This is a genomic window from Planctomycetaceae bacterium (assembly GCA_041398785.1).
Taxonomy (GTDB): Bacteria; Planctomycetota; Planctomycetia; order Planctomycetales; family Planctomycetaceae; genus JAWKUA01.
Genome location: JAWKUA010000027.1, coordinates 1 through 20,113 on the forward strand (window position 1 = coordinate 1; position 20,113 = coordinate 20,113).

Sequence of the window (20,113 nt, forward strand, 5' to 3'; positions counted from 1 at the left end):
GACGCGGTGATTGTGTTCCAGAGATTCCTTGCCATGCCGCCGACGTCATTCCCAGGACTGTTCGGACCGGGCAGCGGTTCGGGTTCGAGCATGTCAGGAACCTATCCGCTGTCGCCGATAGCGCCGCCGTCACCGACCGTTCAGGCGTCGATGAGTTCAGGAACCAGCGCCGGCTACTCAACTTCACCGGCGAAGACGCGGCCTGCTGTCATCCGTCAACAGCCACCAGCGACTCCACCCGCCGACGACGTGGACATACTCGACGAAGTGCTGTCCGATCCGATGCGTGCACTGCTGACGGTGTAAGCGACGGGGGAGTCGTCGGGAATGGTGATGAAACCGCGCGATGCATGTCGCGCGGTCCCGTGGTCAGGCGGCGGATTCATGTGCGGTGATGATGACGGACGTTGCTTCGGGATCGACATCGTTCGCCTTGCGGCCCGCTGGGATTTTGTCCTTCACGTCATAGGCAAGGCCGACGGCCTGAAGCATCCTGATGGCCCACCACGTCATATCGAATTCCCACCATTTGTGGCCGGCGGGAGCAACGCTGGGGTGAGCATGGTGATTGTTGTGCCAGCCTTCACCGTACGCCAGAACGGCGACCCACCACAGGTTTCGGGAATGGTCTCGCGTATCGTAGTTGCGGTAGCCCCACAGATGAGTGGCGGAATTCACAAACCACGTCGCATGGTACGCGGCGACCATGCGGACACACATACCCCATACCAGCAGCGAAACACCCATTCTCCAGCCGCCTGCCAGCGAGCCGGCGGCCAGCAGCGCCAGGCCCTGAACCCACAACCAGAATGCGAACGTCTTTTCGAAGAACTGCATCATCGGGCGACCGGTCAGTTCCGGGATATAGCGGCGTGACAGTGTCTGGACGTCTTCGTCTTTGCGTTTCACAAACAGCCACAGAATGTGTGACCACCACGGCCCTTCCAGAGGTGAATGCGGGTCGCCGTCCTGATCGGATTTCTGGTGGTGCAGACGATGAGTCGCGGCCCACGTCATGGGGGATCCTTCGCCGGAAAGACAACCGGCAAGCAGCACAAAGAACTCCGCGGGTCCGCGCAGTTTGAACGACTTATGAGCCAGGTAGCGGTGATATCCCAGGCAGATGCCGACGCTGCAGGTCAGCCAGTGGAAGGCAATGCACACGAACAGGCCGGTCCAGGAAAAGAAAAACGGTGCCGCAAGGCAACCCAGATGCACGGTGATCAGAAATCCCGTCACGACCCAGTCGATGTTGTCAAACCGAAGCGCGTTTCGGGAGAACGCCCGCTTTAATGTTTCTGAATCCTCTTTCGCCTGACGCCGACGAGCTTCAACGTCAGCCGGGATGGAATTTGGCACACCGAGCGTGGAAATCGTACTTGTCATTTCGTGGCTGCTCTTGCTGGTGACCGGCCGGAAAATTCGACCGGTCCGATGTTTGAATCCGGCGGGACCCGTTGAAAGTCATCCGTGACTGTTCTCATGAAACGGCTCCGTCGGCAACAACCATAAGAGCGTTATCGTCGGGCCTCAACCCGGCTGCGTCCCGTGCTCGTCAAACATTCGTCAAAGGCATGTCAATGACGCAAGTGCCTGTTTGCCAATGGGTTGTGAGCCTGTCTTGATGCCCGGACGGGCCGCGGCTCAGTCCGGCGTTCTCAGATTCCGGAGCATCAGCGGCCGGCGGATTCCCGCATGAGCCGTCCGGCGATATCAACTTTCGCCGCAGGCTGATAGACTGGTACGGCAATCGGCAGAAACCGCCCGTCTTTCGGAAGATGTTGTTCCCGGCGCGCGATCGTCCCGAGCGGAGCGTCACGTAAATCCATCGCGCCAGGCGCACCCGGGAACAACAGTTTTCCGCGTGAGGGCGCGATATTGCCATGGTTGTAACTGGTTTAGAATCGAATGCCGGATCTCAGAAGAAAGGTGAAGGAGAACTTGATGACGACTCGATCATGCGGATTTTTGGCACTGGGAGTCTTGCTGTCGATTCCAGGCATCAGCGGTTGCGGTGTCGCGGAACAGGAACAGAAGCTGCCGGTGATGCAGACAACAGCCTCTGAACACGGCCACGGTCATGGCCACGCTCACCCGGAATCACTGCCTGAGGCGATCGCCGAAATCAAGGAGCTGCGGGACACCGTGCGTGACGCGTTCGCCAAAAACGACCACGACGCTGCTCACGGCCCCATGCATGACGTCGGGGACCTGTTGGGACACATCACGGAGCTGGCGGCCAAGGCGAACCTGACCGACGAACAGATGGCGACAATCAAGGCGTCGACGGAAGAGCTGTTTGACGCATTTGGGGCAGTGGACAAGGCAATGCATCCCGGTAAAGATGAGAATGCTGATCCGGCTGCCGCCTGGAAGGAAGTCGCAGGGAAGATCGACGCCGCCATTGACTCGCTGGCTGCCGCGTCTCCCGCGGCAGAAGGACACGCTGAGCATGACGATCATTCGGACGAACATGCGGATGCGGATTCCCATGACGCTGATTCCGGACAGTAGGAGATCCGGACATGAAAACGCTTGCAGGTGAGTTGGTGATCGTGGCGTCGATCGCGATGTCAATTGCCGGCTGTAGCGGCGAGTCAGCAGATTCCGAACTGCTGGCTCTGCGCAGAAAGTTCGTAGTCGAAACACCGGCCTCCGAGATCGTATCCATCGAAAGCGTGCGCTCGGAACTGCAGGCGGGAGAACGTGAATGGGGCAGTGAAATCGTTTTGCGCGGCAGAATCAATGCCGGGGATTTGTCGCCATGGGAACCGGGAAAGGCAGCGTTTGTGCTGACAGACGCCACCGGCCATGACGATGACGACGACCACGATCCGCATGAATGCCCGTTCTGCAGCCGCAACATCGAAAGCATGATCGCGCACGTTGAGTTTCGTAACGACGCCGGCCAGGTCATCGAAATCGACGCGAGAAGTTTGTTCGACGTCCAGGAAAAACAACTGGTGATCGTGCGCGGGAACGCGTCGATTGACGATTCCGGAATTCTGCAACTGGCGGCGAAGGATCTGTACATCAAGTGATCGCAGTGCCGGACGCTTTCGACATCACCGTGCGTCGCGCGGGACATCCGAGCCGCGGACTGTTCATGCGCCGACGGCGGATACGGCGAACCCGACTGCATCCGGTGTCCGCTTTGTGTTCCGGAAAAACGTCACCACGTCCGCGACCGCGGCCAGTCTCGAACGGGTCATGCCACTCAGCGTCCTGAAACTCGGCGGCAGCCTGTTTTCACTTCCGGATATTGTGTCGCGTGTCAGAAATCTGATTCGCGACCACAGTATTCCGCAGCCTGTGATTGTGCCGGGCGGCGGTGAGTCTGCGGATCTGGTCCGAGTTTGGTCGCGTCGGTTTTTGCTGGGCGGAGAAGCGTCCCACTGGCTGGCGGTCGACGCGATGTCCCTGAACGCCCGATTGCTGCGTGCGTCAGATGCCGGCGTCCAGCTTGTCACGACGCGCCAAGAAGTGCGGCAAGCCGCAGGCAACGGCAGACTGGCGGTTTTTGATCCGGCCGCCGGACTGCGCCTGCAGGAAACGCTCGCCGTGGAAGAACGCGATGTGCGTTTGCAGCCGGTTCTGCCGCGATCGTGGGACGTCACCAGCGATTCGATTGCCGCCTGGCTGGCGGTCGGCTGGAACGCCGATCAGTTGTGGCTGCTGAAATCGGTGGCCGCGAATGGATCAGACCTCACGGACCTGGCTGCTCGCGGTGCCGTCGACCCGTATTTCGCGACATCCGCCGCATCGCTGAAAAATGTGTTTTGGGTCGATCTTCGGTCGAATACATCGCCAGTGCCCGTTCGCGTCAGCGGCGATTCCGAATAGCCGGCTGACGGAACCGGGATCCGTTCGGCTGCCCGGTTCCTGGATTCCAGCCCGAAAACTCCGGCCGGCTGATGCGCCTCCAGCGCGCGAAACTGCGGGATTCTCCGGCGAAGTCGGACCGGCGGGACGCTCGTCGACAGCCCCGAGCGGCGCATGGTCGCTGAATTTCCGGCTGACGGCTTCCGTTGAATGAAAAGCCGGATTCCGCTGAGTTTCCACCGAATCCGGGGAAGTTTCTGGCACAAATGCCGGCCGGGCCGATATCAATTGTCAGAGACGCTTCGTTCGCGAACAATGACAGCTTCGTACGACTTCCCGGGACAAGTCCGCTGCCATGTCCACAACCGCCGGAAAAACTGCTTACGCGGAATGCGATGAGTTCATCGACTACCAGATTCAGGTCGCGCGCGAGCGCATTCGCTGGACGGATCTGCTGACCGCATCCGTGCTGACGGGAATTCTCCTCGTCGGATACGTGCTGACGTTTACCGTGTTCGATCACTGGATCGTGGACGGCGGGTTCCGGCCGTGGACCCGTGCCATTCTGCTGGTGATGATCCTTGTGCTGTGCGCGGGAATTGTTGTCCGCTTTGTGATTCGCCCCTGGATGAAGCGAATTCATCCGCTGTACGCCGCTCGCATGCTCGACCGATCCGACCAGGGCATGAACGGCGCGCTGTTGAGTCTTGTGGATCTGAAGACCGGCAACCACAAAGCGGCCGACAGCATTCGCACGACGCTGGAAAAGCGGGCGGCGGTGCGGCTGGCGGAAATCAATGTGGACGAAGCGATCGACCGCCGCTGGCTGATGAAGCTCGGTACCCTGCTGTTCGTGCTCGTCTTCGTCACCTGCCTCTATGCGGTGTTCAGTCCCAAATCCATCAGTCTGCTTCGCCCGCTGACGCTGCTTTCGTCGCGAGTGGCCACGCGCACGGCGGTGCTGCAGGTTCAGCCGGGTGACGTCACACTGCCGGCGGGCAGCCAGCTTGAGATCATCGCGGATATCTCCGGTCGATTGCCGGAACAGGTCAGTGTGCTGTTCACAACAGCCGATCGTCGTTTTGTGAACGAAGCCCTGGTGATGCAGCCGACAGACGACGAGCGTCGCTTTTCCGTGTTGATGGTCGGTGAAGCGGACCGCGGGATTCGGCAGGATCTGACGTATCACATCGTCGCCGGCGACGCGACTTCGGAGGAATACACCATCACCGTCGACCAGCCGCCTCGCGCAGAAGTGACGGCTGTGGAATTCCGCTATCCGGACTATATGGATCTGCCGCCGCGACAGTCGGATTCCGCCGACATCGAGGCATGGGAAGGGTCTGTCGTTTCGCTGACAGCGCAAAGCAGTGTTCCCGTGGATTCCGCCGCGGTCAGGTTCAGTGATGACGCCGCGTTTTCGGCGCACGGCGAAGAAGTGGGGCTGAAGATTAACGGGACGACGCTGACCGGCCGGTTTGAACTCATCGCCCGCGACGACGGAACCTTCCCCGCGTTTTACCGCATCGAAGTGGAAGACGATGCCGGTCGCACTGACCCGTCGCCCACCGTTCATCGCATCAGAGTTCGGCAGGACCAGGCACCGGTCGTCAAACTGCTGGATCCGATTCGCGATCTGCGAGTCCCCGCCAATGCCATCGTGCCGATGCTGATCGAAGCCCGGGATCCGGATTTCCTGCTTCGATCCGTCACCCTGTTCTATGAAATCAACGGACATCCGGTCGAACCGGGAGATCTGATTTTCGACGGTTCACGCGCCGGTCATCAGCAGTCGTTCAATGGCACCTGGGAATTGAAGCTGGCGCCGCTGGACCTGAAGTCCGGTGACATCGTTCGCTACTCCGTCGCCGCTCGAGATAACAAGCCACCGCTGGGAAATCAGGGCCGCACCGGAACTCTGCAGCTTGAGATTCAGGCGCCGGTCAGTGACAAGGAAGTTCAGGATCGCCTGCAGCAGGACCGCGAACTGCAGCAGCGCCAGATGCGCGAACGCGCAGCGGCGGAAGTCGGCAACGATGACACTCCTGACGATCAGGAGAAACAGCCGGATGCCTCAGCCTCCGATGCGGCAGAAACGACGGAAACCGAGGCGTCAGAATCGACCGACGCCGACTCCCCTGACGACTCGGCGGCGCAGGACAACGCCGGCCAGCCGGGAGTCGCCGGTGCCGAGCAACCCGGCGACGACGGCACGACGGGAGGAACGGAATCGGCGGGAAATTCGACAGGCGACCAGTCAGACGGCGATCGATCGGCGACGCCACAGAAATCGGCCGATGGCAGCCCGAACGGTTCTCGCACTCGACCGGCCAGCGACGACGAAGCGCTGGCGAAGCTGATCGAGAAGTATCAGCGCAGCGGCGACGGAAAGGACGGAACACCCGACCAGAACGCGTCCGACCAGAACACCGACTCGGAAGCTGGCGCTGAGCATTCGCCGGAAGATCGTCCGGGGAACTCAGACAGTGACAGCGCTGCGGCGAACGGCCGGAACGAAGTCAGTGACGACAAGTCCGGTGAATCAGGTGAAACCGGTGATGCTGCGTCCCACGGAGACGAGACCGGGGCACGGACTCGCGGGCTTCCCGATCGCGCGAACGGGGACGATCCAACAAACGGCAGCGACGCCGGTCAGCCGGGTGAAAGTGATCGGAATGCCGACGATGCGACATCGACCGATACACCGTCGGCGGGCGGCGAAGGTGCCGACACTGCGGACGAATCCACCACGGACGATGACAATCGGCGCAACGGCGAACCGTCAGACGGATCGAATGGCGAAGGCGCGTCGGCGGAAGATTCCGCAACCGACAATTCGGGCAACCGGAACGTCGCCGACGAAACTCAGGCCGCGAACGGCGATACGAACCCGGTTTCGCAGCCGGAAGGAAACCCGGAGAACTCGGCGGCTGACAACAACCGAGGCGAAGGCCGCGACAGTGAGAATCCGGAGCCGAACGACGATCCCGCGAACAGCGCAGGTGGGCAAGGTGAAGGTGCGGACAGCCAGCAGGACGGCAAGCAAGGGGGCAACGATCAGCAACAACAAGGTGGCGGTCAGGAAGGCGGCGGTCAGCAGGGCGGCGGACAGGAAGGTGGCGGCAAGCAGGGTGGTGGACAGGAAGGTGGTGGCAAGCAGGGTGGCGGTCAGGCCGGAGGTGAAGGTGACGGCGGTAAGGGCGGCGAAGCTGGTGGCGGCGGCGGGACCGGTGGCAAGAACGGGGCCGGAGGATCCGGGTCCGGTAAAGGAAACCAGGGCGGCAGTGGTCCATCAACGCCGCTTGAGCCTGCCGTCGATCCGAATGTCGAAGACGCCGCGAAGGCCGCAGATCTGGCGCTAAAGCGGCTGCAGCAGGATCTTGAACGCGGAAAAGTCGACAGAGAAATGCTGGAGGAACTCGGCTGGACCGAAGACCAGCTCGATGCCTTTCGTCAGCGCATGCAGAAGCAACTTCAGAATCTGAACCGCGACGAAAATGAAACGACGGCGGAAGCTCTGCAGCGCCGCCGAACGGAGGAGTTGCTGAAGAGCATGAACCTGGACAGCGACTCTGTCAGTCGACGCGGAGACTCCAGTCGCGACCGCGAACAACAGGACACGACAGTTCGCCGTCCCGATGCACCGTCGCGCTACAGAAATCGCTTCGAAATGTACCAGCGTTCCATCAGCGGCGTGCGGGATCGCGGCATGCAGAAGTAACGCCGGTCGACGTTTGCCATGCTTGAACTCCGCAATCCTCACAGCATCCTGGCCGCGCTGAAGCAGCGTCCGTCGGCCGTGCGGTCCATCCGGATTTCTGCGCAGCACCCGTCTGATGTCTGGGCCGAAGTTGCAGAAGTCGCCAAACGGTGCGGCGTACCGGTTTCCGCGGGCCGCACCGAAGGACCAGGCGTCGGCAGGCAGCGTCGCGGAACAGAACGCACCGGGGCCGGGTCGGCGAATGTCGAACCGCCGTCGCCGATTCCGCTTTCAAATCTGCTGCAGCGCCGCAACGGCGAACATTCTCATGGAATCTGGCTCGCGCTGGATCAGATCCAGGATCCTCAGAACGTGGGAGCCCTCTTTCGGCTGGCCGGCTTCTTCAATGTGCGCGGGATTCTGATGACCAGGGACCGCAGTGCTTCGGTGAACGCCACTGTCTGCGATGTCTCCGCCGGCGGTGCCGAATACGTGCCGTTTTCCGTCGTCTCAAATCTGGCGCAGGCGATGAAGAAAGCTCAGGAGCACGATATCTGGCTGCTGGGAACCAGTGAACACGCCGCTTCGAGCATCCGGCAGGTCAGCCGCGACCGAAACTGGATGCTGGTGCTGGGCAACGAAGGCGACGGAATTCGTCGGCTGACACGGGAAAACTGCGACGTCCTGTGTTCCCTGCCGCCGTCGGGCCCGATCGGTTCGCTGAACGTCGCCACCGCCGCCGCGGCCTGCCTGGCGATCCTGACAGGCGATCCGGCGCCCGGAGATTGACCGGTCCGGTTGGTGAAACTTCACCGATTTCGCGACTGATAAACTGGATGGCTCGTATCGGTCGTGCAGCAGCGTCGCTCGGTGCTGAAAGAGCGGAATGCAGTGGTCGATACTCAGGGCATGCCTTTGACCCACCTGCAATTCGAAACGCTCGATCAGCAGAATCTGCAGCTGATGCAGGCGTACGCCCTGCGAGACCAGACTGTTCGCGCTTCCGGTGACGACCACGACGGCTGGCTGGAACGCTTCGACAACGTCGACGGGCTTGATCAGGACAGTCTGACGCAGGCGCACGGCCAGCTGATCGCCATGGGAATGCTGAAGTTCGAACTGGCAAGTCGCAGCGTCGGCCTTCGCTACCAGATCAGCCCGCGCGGCCGCCAGGCACTCGAATCCGCGGCCCGGCGCGAATCACAGCTCGTCGACACTGACGACGGTGCATCGGAAGACCTCGGTTTCGCCGATGACGAATCGTCCGCCGGTGAATACAGCGACGCGGCCTGAGCCATCAGCGCCGACTTCGGCTGTCGTTCGGTCGACGCCATTCAGGACGGACGGCACTCAGAACGCATCGATTTCCGGCAGTTCCGAATTTGTGCTGAGTGACGCACCGAACACCTCGTCGCCGCCCGACGCAACCGATCCGGGATTTGTCTGCGCAAACGCAGCATCAGGCACCGGAACAGGAACTGCGCCGCCCGCGGGTTTTGGTGCCGGTGTGAATGTCATTGTCTCGGACGCCCCGGACATTCCCATGGCCGGACCGAACGCCATCGCCGCCAGTGGATTGAACGCCGCCTGGTTGACAGCCGACGGCTGCGGCGGAACGACGCCGTAGGGCGGTTGCCCCGCGTACTGCGGCCCCGCGTACTGCGGCCCCGAAACCGGACGCTGAGCGATCATCGGCTGACCGGTGCCCGGTTGCGGACCGGCGACCGCTACCTGCGCGTTGGGCGGCATCGCGGTCTGCTGCTGCGGCACACCGTAACCGGGAATTCCGAATGGCGGTGTTTGAGCCATCATCGGAGGCATCATTCCGGGCGGCATCATCCCGGGCATGGGACGCTGAGCGAACTGCATTGCCGGCTGCGGCGGGCCAAATGCCATTTGCTGCCGGGGAATACTCTGCGGATGCACACCACGAGCCATGGCTGTCGTTGCCATCGGGCTTGATGTTCCGGCGGCTTCCGCGGCGGACGCGAGCCGTGAATGGACTTCCGGCTGATTCCAGTTCGCCTGAAGCGCCTGCTGATAGAGTGCAACTGCCTGTCCGGGTTGCCCCTGTTCCTGATAGTGCTGGCCCAGATGAGCCAGTGCCGTCGCGTGATTGGGATTGACCTGCAGAGCTCGCTGCAGCGATTCCGCGGACGCCTGCTTGTCGCCCATCTCGTTTTGCAGCCATGCCAGTTCCACGTGGGATTCTGGGATGTACGGCTGAGTTGCCGACCACGAAGTCAACAGCTGTGCGGCCTGATCACCGCGACCGCTGGCCAGCAGCAATTCAGACATTCCGTGATAGGACGGCTGGTGCGACGGGGCCATCGTCAGTGCCTGGCGGTAAAGTTGCTCGGCTCCCGCGGCGTCACCCATCTTGTAGCGCGTCCGTGCCAGATTGGCCAGGTAATCCGGATTCGCCGGGTCGCTGGCGACTGCATTCTGAAATTCGGCTGCCGCAGCAGCATAGTTGCCCTGATCGTAGTACGACTTTCCGGAAGCGTTCATCACGTATCCGTTCATCGAGTAGCAACCGGACAGCAGGGAAAGTCCGACGCACATCGTCAGACGGATCGCGGAAATTCGAAGACCGTTGCAGCGCATGACGCGTGCCTTTTCCGAATCGAGAGTGGCGAGAAACCTCATCGGGCGACCAGGTCAGCTGCCGGTGCAGTGCGATGATCGCCGCACGATTGCTGTTGGAGCCGGATGACGAATTCTGATTGAGGGGAGAGATTGAGGAGGATCACTGCGCCGCGAACGGAGAGTTGTTCAACAGGCAGCGGACGTCTTCGCGCGGGGCGAAGAAGTCGAAAGGGAAGGAGAGTCGAGAAGGGAGAATGGAGAGCGATGCAGAATACGACCGGACAGAAACTGCTGCAACATCGATCCGGCGTCACCGAGCGGGGAATTCGCGGTGAGAACGGTGTTTTCGGCAATTGCTGCCGATGACCGGACTGCCTTGAGGACAGCAAACGACCCGACTTTTCACATCCGCGAGGGAAAGTCGTGGCGCTCGATGGACTGACGGAGCTGTGCTGACCGAATCGGCGACCTCAGACTTTGCCGAAAATCGATTTCCCGGAGCTGCGCAGGTCATTGCAGGCGCGCTGCAGGCGACTGGCGACCCCAGCTTCGGCCAGTTTCAGGTAAGCCCGGGGGTCGTAGGATTTCTTCGAACCGATTTCGCCGTCAACCATCAGGACTTCGTCGTAGTGCTTCAGCATCCAGTCCGCGATGGGCCGAGTAAACGCGTACTGCGTGTCCGTGTCGATGTTCATCTTGACGACGCCATAGTCCAGCGTTTCCTGAAGCTGCGCCGTTGGCGTCCCGGAACCTCCGTGGAAAACCAGGTCAAACTCGGCTTTGGCACCATACTTCGCGACCACAGCCTTCTGCCCGTCTCGCAGAATCTCCGGACGCAGCTTGACGGCTCCTGGCTTGTAGTGACCGTGGACGTTGCCAAACGTCGCGGCGAACATGAAACGGCCGAGCCCGCCAAGAGCTTCGTGAACCTGCACCATATCGTCTGGTGAGGTATACAGCTTGTCGGCCGGCGCATCGGAGTGATCGATGCCGTCTTCTTCACCGCCGACAACGCCCGCTTCGACTTCCAGAATGATCTCGTTTTCTGCGCAGAGTTTCAGCAGCTCCTTGCTGATCGTCATGTTCTGATCCAGCGGCAGTTCGGAACCGTCGAACATGTGCGAGTTGCACAGGTTGTTCAGTCCTGCAGCCCGGCGAGCGGCCGTTGCGGCAATCAGCGGCTTCAGGAACCCGTCGACCTTCTTCGGCTGACAGTGGTCCGTATGCAGTCCGATCAGAATGTCGTATTTCTCGGCCAGCCGATGAGCAGCCTCCGCCAACACGATCGTGCCGTGGACGGCATCCTTGACGTTCAGGCCGGACGCGAATTCTCCGGCACCGGTGGAAAACTGAATGATGCCGTCCGACTTCGAGTCGGCGAATCCCTTCAACGCCGCGTTAATTGTGACAATCGAAGTGACATTGATTCCTGGATACGCGTAGCCGCCCTGCTGAGCCGCGTCGAGCATTTTGGCGTATTGTTCCGGCGTTGCGATGGGCATCCCGACGTCATCTTTCTGGAAAAATTCCGGTGCTGGCTTTCTTAGAATCCCTGACAAGATCTGCGAGAGCCTCGGAGGTTTTGTCAGGGGTTCTAAGGAAGCGGCACAGGTTATCGATTGCCGGTCGTTCTGCAAGCAGCGACCGTCCCGTCGCCGAATCGTGAGTCACATTCTCAGGGAAGGAAAAACCGCAGGGTTTCTTAACAATATTTGCGCTGCGTCAGGCCGAAGTGATCCAGCGGCGCGAGAGCCTGTCTGTGCAGGAACCGGACCGTGCGAGAACCCGGCGGGGCGAAATCTGCGGCTGTGCGCGAACCGCAACGGGAGCTTTCATGCTGGAAGCCATTGGTTCGCCGAGGATCAAAAATGACCGCTGTGGGTGCGTTCAGACAGATTCATCAGACGGCGATCGCCGTCCACAAGAATGGCCTCACCGTGGCCACTTCTGAACTGTGCTTCATCAGGGCTGACGTCGTCGGGCAACTGGTACACGATGAATCCGGGAGATGACAGACACAGGACCTTTGTTCGCTCTTCGTCTTTTCGCATGACGTGCCCGGTGGCAAGATCACGCGCAAACGAGAAACCCTGGAGCTTGACCAGTGAGCCCTCACAGGCAACGACGCGTCCGAGGAAAAATCGAGATTCGTCCTGCTGAAACATGCGCCGGTGGGACACCAGCAGAATATTGCCTTCCTGCAGAATCATGGTTCTCTCGCTTCAGGTCTTCCTGTTGATGCAAAGAAGATCGCGTGATCAACCGCACACATGTCGACAGCATGCGGGGCACGCAATGGGCCGTCCGTCGATGACTGCACGGTTGCCTTCGACTCAGGTGTATGAAATCCGGAAAACCCTGGCAATGTGTATTTCGCTCGTGGAAAACGGCCCCGAGCGGCGAGCCCGGCGCACGACGTCACTTGCGTGCAGGAGGCATCGCACTTCGGCAGCTGCAAGTCGGAGTAACACAAGAGATTCGCCGGGTGTCCGATATCCGGCATGTGGATTGCTGAGACATCGCGTGGTGAGCTGTCAAGACTCGTTTGGTCCAGGAGATCGGCAATGGTTCGCTACTTGTCACTGATGTCGTTTACCGAACAGGGAATTGGCGCGATCGAGCAGTCCGCTGAGCGAGCCAAGAAGTTTCGCGCCGCCGTAAAGAAGGCTGGGGGAAAACTTCAATCGGTCTACTGGGCGGTTGGTGCGTACGACGGAGCCTTCGTGCTGGAAGCTCCCGACGAAAGCACCGCCACACGACTGCTGCTGGCTCTGGCGAAACTGGGGAATGTCCGGACTCAGACGCTGCGGATCTATGATGAATCTGAGTTCCAGACAGTGTTGGATGCGATGTGACAATTCGCTCACCGGTGCGCGAACGGGAACGTGATGCGCGCCGAATCTGACGTCGGCGCCAACGTGGCGAATTCCGCCTGTCAGCATTCGTCGTGCGGAAGCGGCGGGCGTGATCCACTGCCTGACCGCGGCGGCGGTTTCGCTTCCTGTCAGCGTCGTTCGGGCACAATGGGAACGTGGCCGTGGCGGAGGAACGCTGCGGGCTGCAGGTTTCGCATTGGCCCGGAGACGCGGGAAATCGACACGTCGTCCAGGTGAACCTCCCCGCTTCCGTACAGAACAAACGAAATCTGCAACTGACCGTCCTGCGACGCCTGGCGGAACATTCGAAACGTCTGCCACGATGGTCCCGGCTTGGGTCGCACGGCGAATTCCGGTCCCAGTTCGTTGTCAAAGATCATCAGCGGCTGCGGCGTTTCCGGGCGCAAACGCCGACCGGTGCGAATTCGGCCACGAATCTCCAGAACATCTCCGGCGGTCACATCAACAGCGGGCGGCATCACCAGCAGCGATGGCTTTGGCTGGGAGTTTCCCGGTTCGTTTGAAGGTTTCCACGCCAGCATTCGAAGAAACGGTTGCGAACCACCGGCGTCGTTGACGACGTCCGCCGCGCTTCGGTAGTCGGTCGGATCGGGCAGCGCGGGCCGTTTCCAGCCTGCGTCTTCAATCATCCGCAAATTGTCGAAGCTTCCGGACGGTAATAGTTCGTCAGCTTCGTGATTCGCTGCGGAGATCTGGTCGAGCATCCGCCAGTGGTCCGGAAGAGAACTGAAGGCCACCGTGTGCGGGCTTGCCGTTGGCGAAGGCAGGTCCTTCACCGCACTTCGCCAGTACTGCTGCTGCACGAATCGAAGCTGCCGCGCGGCTTCCTGTGCGAAGCGTTCCGCCGTGCGGGCATCGTTCTGAGCCAGAGCCTGATCGGCCTGATCAAGTCGGCCGGCTGCCTGTCGCAGCAGAGATGCCGCGTTTGGCTCCGCCCGTCCCAGTTCATCAATCGCGGCGGACGTTCTCAACACGCGCTCATACTTCAGGCGGGCCAGTTCCACCTGGATGTGAGCGGCTCGATCGGCCACGGCGCGAATCCGCCGATCCAGCTCGCGCGCCTGTTCGGGGTCTGACGACACAAGGAAGACAGCAAACTGGTCAAAGTCCGGGATCGCCAGTTGCAGTCCGCCCGCTGTCATGTTTCGTCGCAGGCTGGAGATTCCCGTCGCGGTGACTCGCCATGCGGACGCCGTTTCGCTGGCGGCCACCGTCATCTGAGCCTGCCTGGAATACATTGGCTGCGGCACAAACTGCGAGGCGTTGTCCCAGAATCCGGCAAGGACCACGGAATTGATCCCGCTGGTGATAACGGCCGCGTCCGGTGATTCCGGCACACCTTCCAGATTCGCCGCCGCCAGCATCGCGGAGCCATTCATCGCGGAATCCCAGAGAGCACTGCGGGATGAAGTCAGCGGCTTCGACGGAGAAGGCGAACCGTCATCCATCTGCACTGCAATATGTCCTTCGATTCGTCCCTCTACCAGAAACGGCTCCAGAATGTGCAGGTACAGGCCGTTCAGTTCAATCGACAGCGCTGATTCGCGAATGGCGTCCGACTCCGCCGTCCGGATCGCCGCCGGATTTTCGCCGGATTCCTGCTGCAGCGAACGTGTCTTCCAGTAACCGATGCCGCGACAGCCGCCGGACAGGGCGGCCACGAGCTGCATCATGAACTGTTCGGATTCGATCACCATCGGTTCAAAGCCGGCGGCGGTTCTCCAGGCTGCCAGGTCACTTGACGGTTCTGTCTGCAGCCATGTCCACGGAAGCGTCAGTTGAGATGCAGCGCGCTGTCGCTGATATGTCAGATTGCGGGATTCACCAAACGAGCGGTTGCGACCGATGACATGTTCGCCGATGCCAACCATGTCCACTTCGCGCGAAGCAATGCCTTCTCCCGCGGTCATGTCGACCATCAGCGGCCGCTGCAGGATTCGGTCAGCGCTGCGCACTTCACGCGTCCACGTCATCAGTTGCGCTGACTGAGACACGTCGACACGCGTTCCCAGATAGAACGCCGACACCAGCGGGCAGGACTGTTCCAGCGGAAGCAGTCCGTGCAGCGGCGTGTCGTAATTCGCCGGATCGAACTGCAGGCGCGGCGGAGTCGCCACGACGACCAATCCGTTCCGAAGCAACTCCTGCTGCCGTTCGCTGTTGCGGTAGTCACTGACCCAGATCGCATTCATTCCAAGTGATCGAAGCAGCTGCGGAGACTCGCCGTGGTCCGGTGTCAGTCGCGGAAACACCGGCTTTTCGTCGACGAAGACCTGACTGCGCGCGATTCGAACGGTGGCCCGGTTTCCCGATCCCGCTGATGCGTCTGTCGTCGAAGGGTTGTTACCCGGCGAATCCGGCGCGGCGAACTCGGCAACGATGTTTGTCGGTGCCACGACCGGTCCGTACGTCGAACTGCCCAGGTCCAGATAGACATCGCCGGAGTTCAGTTCAACCAGCAGCACGCAGCCATGAACATACGCACCGGACGCATCAATCTCGCTGCGATGCAGTTCGGCACGAACCCTTCTCAGCTGAGCTTCCAGGGCCGCAGCGGATGTGCTGACGGCCAGCGTCTGCCATTCACCGGTTCGGGAATATCGGTCGCCGGGGATGAACGTCGACAGCGGAGTGCCGGTTCGGGGGTCGATCTGATTCGGAAGGATAAGCTTCAGTGCCAGTCGAACACCGGCAACACTGGAACTGAACCGCAGCGTTGCCTGAAACTCGTCAAGCGGCAGTGCCGGCGGATGGCGACTTACCAGCGCGATTTGACGGAAATCCCGCTGACCGCGGAATTGAATTCGCAAGCCTCGCTCGTCACCGTCACCCTGGAATTCGGATGCCGCAACAAGTTCGACGTCGTTTGGAAGGTCCCCCGCAACACGCCAGGACGGATCTTCCTTCACCTCATCACCGAATGCCGCCGCCGGCGACAATTCGATGACGAGCATCACAGGAATCAGCGCCGCCGCGCTGAAAATGACAGATCGAAGGACCAACATCCGTGTCGTCCGGACCGCAAATTCGCGGTTTCTCAAGGTCAGCGGCCGGTCTTGGCCGACAATTTCGCGGCGCGAATCATAACGAGTGCCATCAATCCGGCCGAGTCGAGTTTTTCAGGCGAATCGTGGTGCGATCGGCCGGAATACGGACTGTGGCAGTGCCGGTTCCGGACGGTCCACCGGCTTGCTTTTGCCTCGGGCGTGCCCGACGATTCCGCAAACGGGAATTTCCGTGCATACGTTCAGCGAGGCCACCTGGTGAGACGTCAATCCGTTTCAATGTTTCGATTTCTTGCCGCGTATTGCTGCCTGGTCTTGCCGCTGGAATCGCGGGCTCAGTATCCCGGCGCGGAAATGCCGCCTCCGGAATTTCGACAGGGCTTCGACAGCATCTCCGAAGCAGACTCGGAAGCCTGGCTGTCGGTGCTGGTCGGGACGGAATACTCAGGACGCGGAACCGGCCAGGAAGGCTATCTTCTGGCAGCCCGGTGGTACGCCGACCGGCTGGCGGAACTTGGTTTTCAGCCCGCCGGTACGGACGGAAGCTGGTTTCAGGCGGTTCCTTTTACCCGCACGGAAATCGTCAGCGACAGCTCGGCGATTTCTGCAGGCGACACGAAAATCGTCGACGGCACCGAACTGGGGCTCGCCGGCTATTTCGGCACATTTGTCTCACAATTGCCTGTGGTGTTTGCCCGCGTGAAACAACAGCGGCCCGATGTCGCGGAAGGTGAGTTCACGGATAAACTGCTGGTAATTCAGTCAGAAGGTCGCATCCGGCCGGGCGACGAATTTCTGGTAAAGACGAATCCGGCCTGCGTGCTGATTGTTTCCCGATCCGATCGCATACGCTCTCAGGCCGTGTCTCAGCCGGATGACTCCGCACCTCAGCGAGCGACCGCGATGATATCGACAGACGTCGCTAACAGGCTGGCTTCACACTGCGGAGCCAGCGATCGGCTGTTTACCGACGACGATCCCGGCAGCAATCTGGTTGTCACATCGTCTGTCCGAATCGACTGCAGCCTGTCAATTGAACGTGAGTCCGTTGACGTTCCAAATGTCGTCGGCTGGTACCCCGGTAGCGATGAATCGGTACGGAATGAACACGTCTGCATCGGCGCTCATCTGGATCATCTGGGCGAGCAGCAGGGGAGCGTCTATCCGGGAGCGGACGACAACGGCTCCGGATCAACCGCCCTGCTGCAGCTCGCGAAGGCGATTCATGTGAATCCGCAGAAGCCAAAACGCAGTGTTCTGCTGCTGGCATTCTGCGCTGAAGAACGCGGGCTGCTGGGTTCGCGGTATTACGCCGACCACCCGCTGCGTCCGTTGAGCGACATGATCTGCATGCTGAATATCGACATGGTCGGCCGCAATGAAGAGTCTGACACCGAAGCCGCTGCCGACAACACAAACACCATTCATCTGGTCGGCAGCAAACGCCTTTCCGACGACCTGCATGACCTGACCCTGCAGGCCAACCGCTGCGTGAACTTCGTGTTCGAATACGATGAGGAAGATGTCTACACTCGCAGCGATCATGCGTCCTTCGCGAAGCAGGGAGTGCCGGTGACGTTTCTGTTCGGCGGGTTCAACCCTCACTATCACAAGCCGACGGATACTCTGGACGGCATCAATTTTTGCAAGATCGCCAACTGTGCCCGGCTCGATTATCTGACTCTGATGATGGCGGCCGAGCACGGTCATTTCGCCAGGAAGGAATCTGACGACAAGGCTGGCGATTCCGCGTCCGAATAGCGAAAGTCCGTGGCTGAACCGGCCGGCGATTCTCTCACCCCGGCCATCCGCTGCCGCGGCCTTCTCAGCGTGTTGAAATCCCGGGTATTCGCAGGAACAGATCGTGCAAATCTCTCTGATACAGACCGATGTGGCATTCGCCGACAAGCCAGCCAACCTGGAAACCCTGAAGAAGCATGTCGTCAGCGAAACCGCCGGCGGAAGCAAGCTGGTGGCGTTCCCGGAATGTTTCACCACCGGCTATTGCTTCGATTCGCTGGATGAAGCCATGCAGCTCGCCGAACCAATCGAAGGTGAGACCACGCGGTTCATCACGGAACTCTGTCACGAATCGAAAAGCTTTGTGATTGTCGGCATGCTGGAACGTGACGGAGACGATCTGTTCAATGCCGCGGTACTGGTCGGACCGTCCGGCGTTGTGGGTAGCTATCGCAAGGTCCACCTGCCGTATCTGGGAGTCGATCGGTTTACGACCTACGGCAACCGTCCGTTCGAAGTTTTCGAAGCCGGCGGCGTGAACATCGGAATGCTGATTTGTTACGACGGAGGCTTTCCGGAAGCTTCGCGCGTACTGGCACTGAAAGGCGCGGACCTGATCGTTCTGCCGACGAACTGGCCACCCGGTGCGGAAACGATGTCGTGCTTTTCGACGAATTCCAGAGCCATGGAGAACGCTGTCTATTTCGCGGCTGTCAATCGCGTCGGAACGGAACGCGGGTTCTCATTCATCGGCTGCAGCCGCATCTGCGACCCGACCGGTGCGACGATGCAGGGTTCCTGCGACGACGCCGAATGCGTCATTCGCGGGACGATCGACACGACAGCGGCGCGGCAGAAGCGAATCGTCCGAGTTCCCGGACGCCATGTGATTGACCGCATGGCCGACCGCCGGCCGGAAATGTACGCGGAAATCTGCGAACCCCATTCGCTGCCGCGCCCGGGACGCGATGAACCGGTTTGAGAGACACGCTGATTGACATCGGACGACCGGGAACCGGCCCGCTGCGATCCTGTCGCCGAATCACGCCGACAAGTCTTCGCCGCGTTCGTGAGTGACAAACGGAAATCGCAGGCAGAAGCCGGCATCGTGCGTCTTGTCGGGAAGCGTTGAGCAAAATACGCCGCCCAGTTCCGAAACAATCGTCTGGCAGGCATGGATGCGCGTGGCGTCGGCATCCCCTGGGCCGCCCGTCAGTTCCGGATCCAGCGTCACATTTGCCGATGCTGTCGAACGGCGTTTGGCAGCCGCTGGTTCGATCCGAAGTTCCACCACGGATGAATCCTGCCGCGTGGTGACGTGAATCGCAGTGCTTGTTTGTCCGGCTGCTGTGCCGGAACGAACGCAGCAATTCAGCAGTGCGACGATCACAAGCTGCACCAGCGAAGCGTCCGCCAGGACATCCGGAAGCGAGTCCGCCATGGTTAGTTGAACGTCCGCGGATGCCTGCCGCGCGGTCGCTTCAAACGTCTCCATGGCTGTCGTAACCATGTCATTCATGGACACTGACCGGACATTCGGCTGCCTGGCCCGAATGAAATCCCAGACTCGCCGAAAGCGGGAGGAAAGCTGCCGGCCGGCGTCGACGATCAGTCCCGCCGCGCGCCGAGCGGTGTCGGGGATCTGTCCGTCACCCAAAGCCTCACGCAGCAATTCACTGGCACCGTGAATGACAGTGACGGGCTGGCTGAGTTCGTGTACCAGAACAGATGCGATTTCGCCAAACACTGCCGAACGCTGATCCAGAGCGCACTGCAGAGATTCCTCGGGAGACAACGCCTGCAGACCCGTCGCGTCGTTGTGCGGATGAAAACACAGCACGGTGACGGGGCCACCACCGTTGTCGTCTTCACATCTTCGAGCGGAAACGTCCGTGACGATTCTGCCGGAGTCGTGCCGCTTCAGCACGCAGGGGATTCGTGCTGTCGCAACGCCATCGGAGGTCGACATCGCCTGTAGTCGCCTCAGTGCGCGCTGGCACATGTCGTCGGGAAGAAGTGCCGCAAGGGGCCAGCCACGAACATCTGTCGTCGGCGGATAACGCAGCAGTCGCAGCAGTGAGGCACTGGCCGCGACTATGGCTCCGGCGGAGACAACGACAACCGCATCGTCGCAGATCTGCAGGATCATTTCGGCCAGATCGGCGCAGCGCAAACTCGAATCAGAATCAAGCGACAGTCGGTGGGTGGTCATCTGTGGGGTGAATCCTGGATCTGAATTGCCCGTGCCGAACTGCAGTGAAGCGAGAATGGTGTGTTGATCAAATCGTCGGCATAAGACAATCAGGTCGCGCCGGGATAATAGAGTGCGCATCCGGCGGCGACAACGTGACCGCAGGAAA

The 20,113-nt window shown here is 60.6% G+C and carries 16 protein-coding genes; 10 read left to right on the top strand and 6 right to left on the bottom strand.

Annotation, left to right across the window (positions count from 1 at the left end):
* Nucleotides 1-306: hypothetical protein (locus R3C19_23400; GenBank protein ID MEZ6063304.1), on the top strand; the 306-nt coding region annotated here is incomplete at its 5' end.
* A 63-nt stretch (nt 307-369) separates the two neighbouring features.
* Here the strand turns inward: R3C19_23400 and R3C19_23405 are convergent.
* Nucleotides 370-1,386, bottom strand: a complete 1,017-nt coding sequence (locus R3C19_23405) for a fatty acid desaturase (protein ID MEZ6063305.1) — start codon at nt 1,384-1,386, stop codon at nt 370-372.
* Nucleotides 1,387-1,944: 558 nt separating this feature from the next.
* Here R3C19_23405 and R3C19_23410 point away from each other — a divergent pair.
* The 6 genes from R3C19_23410 (at nt 1,945) to R3C19_23435 (ending at nt 8,815) form a co-directional block, all read left to right on the top strand.
* On the top strand, nt 1,945-2,514 hold the full coding sequence (locus R3C19_23410; GenBank protein ID MEZ6063306.1) for a hypothetical protein: 570 nt from the start codon (nt 1,945-1,947) through the stop codon (nt 2,512-2,514).
* Nucleotides 2,515-2,525: 11 nt separating this feature from the next.
* Nucleotides 2,526-3,041: a hypothetical protein gene (locus R3C19_23415; protein MEZ6063307.1), complete on the top strand. Its 516-nt coding sequence runs from the start codon at nt 2,526-2,528 to the stop codon at nt 3,039-3,041.
* Nucleotides 3,042-3,210: 169 nt separating this feature from the next.
* Complete coding sequence (locus tag R3C19_23420; GenBank protein MEZ6063308.1) at nt 3,211-3,843, top strand: hypothetical protein; 633 nt, start codon at nt 3,211-3,213, stop codon at nt 3,841-3,843.
* Nucleotides 3,844-4,177: 334 nt separating this feature from the next.
* A complete protein-coding gene (locus tag R3C19_23425) occupies nt 4,178-7,543 on the top strand; it encodes a hypothetical protein (GenBank protein ID MEZ6063309.1) in 3,366 nt (1,121 codons plus the stop codon).
* Nucleotides 7,544-7,561: 18 nt separating this feature from the next.
* On the top strand, nt 7,562-8,311 hold the full coding sequence (locus R3C19_23430; GenBank protein ID MEZ6063310.1) for an RNA methyltransferase: 750 nt from the start codon (nt 7,562-7,564) through the stop codon (nt 8,309-8,311).
* A 102-nt stretch (nt 8,312-8,413) separates the two neighbouring features.
* Nucleotides 8,414-8,815 (top strand): hypothetical protein, encoded by a 402-nt coding sequence (locus R3C19_23435; GenBank protein MEZ6063311.1) that lies wholly within the window; start codon nt 8,414-8,416, stop codon nt 8,813-8,815.
* A gap of 57 nt (nt 8,816-8,872) precedes the next feature.
* On the opposite strand, the gene R3C19_23440 is transcribed toward R3C19_23435, so the two are convergent.
* The 3 genes from R3C19_23440 to R3C19_23450 form a co-directional block, all read right to left on the bottom strand.
* On the bottom strand, nt 8,873-10,129 hold the full coding sequence (locus R3C19_23440) for a tetratricopeptide repeat protein (GenBank protein ID MEZ6063312.1): 1,257 nt from the start codon (nt 10,127-10,129) through the stop codon (nt 8,873-8,875).
* 452 nt (nt 10,130-10,581) lie between these two features.
* On the bottom strand, nt 10,582-11,613 hold the full coding sequence (gene fbaA, locus R3C19_23445) for a class II fructose-bisphosphate aldolase (GenBank protein ID MEZ6063313.1): 1,032 nt from the start codon (nt 11,611-11,613) through the stop codon (nt 10,582-10,584).
* Between the two features lie 360 nt (nt 11,614-11,973).
* Nucleotides 11,974-12,321 (bottom strand): hypothetical protein, encoded by a 348-nt coding sequence (locus R3C19_23450; GenBank protein MEZ6063314.1) that lies wholly within the window; start codon nt 12,319-12,321, stop codon nt 11,974-11,976.
* Between the two features lie 354 nt (nt 12,322-12,675).
* Between R3C19_23450 and R3C19_23455 the strand changes: the two genes are divergently transcribed.
* Nucleotides 12,676-12,966 carry a GYD domain-containing protein gene (locus R3C19_23455; GenBank protein MEZ6063315.1) on the top strand — a complete coding sequence of 97 codons (291 nt, stop codon included), beginning with the start codon at nt 12,676-12,678 and terminating at the stop codon, nt 12,964-12,966.
* 149 nt (nt 12,967-13,115) lie between these two features.
* Here the strand turns inward: R3C19_23455 and R3C19_23460 are convergent, their stop codons facing one another.
* Nucleotides 13,116-16,013: a DUF4398 domain-containing protein gene (locus R3C19_23460; GenBank protein MEZ6063316.1), complete on the bottom strand. Its 2,898-nt coding sequence runs from the start codon at nt 16,011-16,013 to the stop codon at nt 13,116-13,118.
* Nucleotides 16,014-16,271: 258 nt separating this feature from the next.
* Here R3C19_23460 and R3C19_23465 point away from each other — a divergent pair, with 258 nt between their 5' ends.
* Both R3C19_23465 and R3C19_23470 read left to right on the top strand, forming a co-directional pair.
* Nucleotides 16,272-17,774 carry a M28 family peptidase gene (locus tag R3C19_23465; GenBank protein MEZ6063317.1) on the top strand — a complete coding sequence of 501 codons (1,503 nt, stop codon included), beginning with the start codon at nt 16,272-16,274 and terminating at the stop codon, nt 17,772-17,774.
* A 103-nt stretch (nt 17,775-17,877) separates the two neighbouring features.
* On the top strand, nt 17,878-18,735 hold the full coding sequence (locus R3C19_23470; GenBank protein MEZ6063318.1) for a carbon-nitrogen hydrolase family protein: 858 nt from the start codon (nt 17,878-17,880) through the stop codon (nt 18,733-18,735).
* A gap of 60 nt (nt 18,736-18,795) precedes the next feature.
* Here the strand turns inward: R3C19_23470 and R3C19_23475 are convergent, their stop codons facing one another.
* Complete coding sequence (locus R3C19_23475; GenBank protein MEZ6063319.1) at nt 18,796-19,965, bottom strand: hypothetical protein; 1,170 nt, start codon at nt 19,963-19,965, stop codon at nt 18,796-18,798.
* Between the last annotated feature and the right edge of the window lie 148 nt (nt 19,966-20,113).

What these genes read in the sequence shown, in the direction of transcription:
- R3C19_23425 (MEZ6063309.1), top strand. Translation starts at nt 4,178, where the DNA reads ATGTCCACAACCGCCGGAAAAACTGCTTACGCGGAATGCGATGAGTTC.
- R3C19_23405 (MEZ6063305.1), bottom strand. Translation starts at nt 1,386, where the DNA reads ATGACAAGTACGATTTCCACGCTCGGTGTGCCAAATTCCATCCCGGCT.
- fbaA (MEZ6063313.1), bottom strand. Translation starts at nt 11,613, where the DNA reads ATGCCCATCGCAACGCCGGAACAATACGCCAAAATGCTCGACGCGGCT.
- R3C19_23440 (MEZ6063312.1), bottom strand. Translation starts at nt 10,129, where the DNA reads ATGCGCTGCAACGGTCTTCGAATTTCCGCGATCCGTCTGACGATGTGC.
- R3C19_23410 (MEZ6063306.1), top strand. Translation starts at nt 1,945, where the DNA reads ATGACGACTCGATCATGCGGATTTTTGGCACTGGGAGTCTTGCTGTCG.
- R3C19_23450 (MEZ6063314.1), bottom strand. Translation starts at nt 12,321, where the DNA reads ATGATTCTGCAGGAAGGCAATATTCTGCTGGTGTCCCACCGGCGCATG.
- R3C19_23420 (MEZ6063308.1), top strand. Translation starts at nt 3,211, where the DNA reads ATGCCACTCAGCGTCCTGAAACTCGGCGGCAGCCTGTTTTCACTTCCG.
- R3C19_23415 (MEZ6063307.1), top strand. Translation starts at nt 2,526, where the DNA reads ATGAAAACGCTTGCAGGTGAGTTGGTGATCGTGGCGTCGATCGCGATG.
- R3C19_23430 (MEZ6063310.1), top strand. Translation starts at nt 7,562, where the DNA reads ATGCTTGAACTCCGCAATCCTCACAGCATCCTGGCCGCGCTGAAGCAG.
- R3C19_23460 (MEZ6063316.1), bottom strand. Translation starts at nt 16,013, where the DNA reads ATGTTGGTCCTTCGATCTGTCATTTTCAGCGCGGCGGCGCTGATTCCT.
- R3C19_23475 (MEZ6063319.1), bottom strand. Translation starts at nt 19,965, where the DNA reads ATGACCACCCACCGACTGTCGCTTGATTCTGATTCGAGTTTGCGCTGC.
- R3C19_23455 (MEZ6063315.1), top strand. Translation starts at nt 12,676, where the DNA reads ATGGTTCGCTACTTGTCACTGATGTCGTTTACCGAACAGGGAATTGGC.